The organism is Bartonella sp. AP58NXGY, from assembly GCF_042195785.1.
GTDB lineage: Bacteria > Pseudomonadota > Alphaproteobacteria > Rhizobiales > Rhizobiaceae > Bartonella.
Genome location: NZ_JBHIOY010000068.1, coordinates 1 through 1391 on the forward strand (window position 1 = coordinate 1; position 1391 = coordinate 1391).

A 1391-nucleotide genomic window follows, 5' to 3' on the forward strand; every position below is an offset into this window, starting at 1 on the left:
GAAAACGAAGGACAGATCGATGCCACAGATGTTACGCTCACAACAAATGGCATAGGGACCGGCGCACTTGCGCTTGGTGAGAGCACAATTCAATTGCATGGCAATACAACAATCAACAATACTTTAGACGGTCTTAGAGCAGTTGATGGTGGTAAAATTACCGGTGAAAATTTAAATATCACCGGAGGAAAAGCTATCACAGATCCCGACACAGAACGCTCTGGTCTAACGACAGAAGGCGCTGGCAGTGAAATTAACTTAACAGGCAAAACAATCATTCAAAATGTTGATGAAGGTCTTTATGCAGACGGTGGAAGCAAGATCACTAGTGGTGATCTAGTAATGAGCGGTGGTGAGAGCGAAAAAGTAACCATTGCTGTAGGCTCTTACGAGCTTGAGAGCAAAATTGAATTAAATGGTAAAACAACCATTAAAAATTTTGATGTTGGTCTTGCTGCAGCTGGTGATGCCTCAATTATCATGAAGAATGGCACTAAAAATGAAATAGACGTCAAAAAAATTGCACTATTCGCAGCAGATAGGGGAAAGATTGACCTAGCAAATACTGATGTAAAAGCAGAAAGCGTAGGTATGCAACTAGTGGCTTTATCGAAAACCAATACAGATGAAGATGATCTACAAATATATGGAGACAACGAAATCAATCTAACCAATATCAATATTCACGTTGACAATGGCACTGGAATTCTCGTTGGAGCATTTGTTGAAAAAAGCATTGACAATAATATTGCTCCATCAATCGGAAAAGTTAATCTTAACAACTCAGAAATCCATGCGGATGTGTTATTAGACAATGGACTTTTTTGGGACAAAAATTCTTGGATCGATACAAATTTCTGGAATGATGAAAACATGAAGGAGATATCTACCGGTACCTTTACCTTAAATGCAGATCATTCTACTTTAGAAGGTAGAGCAAACATTGCACAAGAAAGAAACGTACACTTTGACCTGAAAAATGGTACGCAATGGATCTTAAAAAACAGCACACAAGAAAAAGATGCTGAGGGTAATCTGCTTGATATCGCTCAAAGATCACGTTCTGATATTTCTGTTCTGGATCTCGAAAACAGTTCTCTTGTTTTTAAAGAGCCAACAGAAAATCATTACCACACATTGCATATAGGCTCTGGTAAACCAGATACCAAAGCCGTCTATAATGCAACAGGCGATGCACAAATTTATTTCAATACAAAATGGACCGATGGCACGCCAATAGCAGAGCAAGAAACCGATCGGCTTCTCATTCATGGCGATGTTTCAGGCTCCACAACAGTTTACATCAAAAGCGATTTAGGAGATAAAGAAAGTGTCATAAATGCTTCTGACCCTTCGAACAGTAGTGGGATTTCACTGATCCAAGTTTCTGG

1 pseudogene is annotated in these 1391 nt (G+C 39.3%); it reads left to right on the top strand.

Annotated features, from left to right (window positions below):
* A pseudogene (locus ACFINC_RS09440) lies at positions 1-1391 on the top strand (autotransporter outer membrane beta-barrel domain-containing protein); the annotation flags it as partial.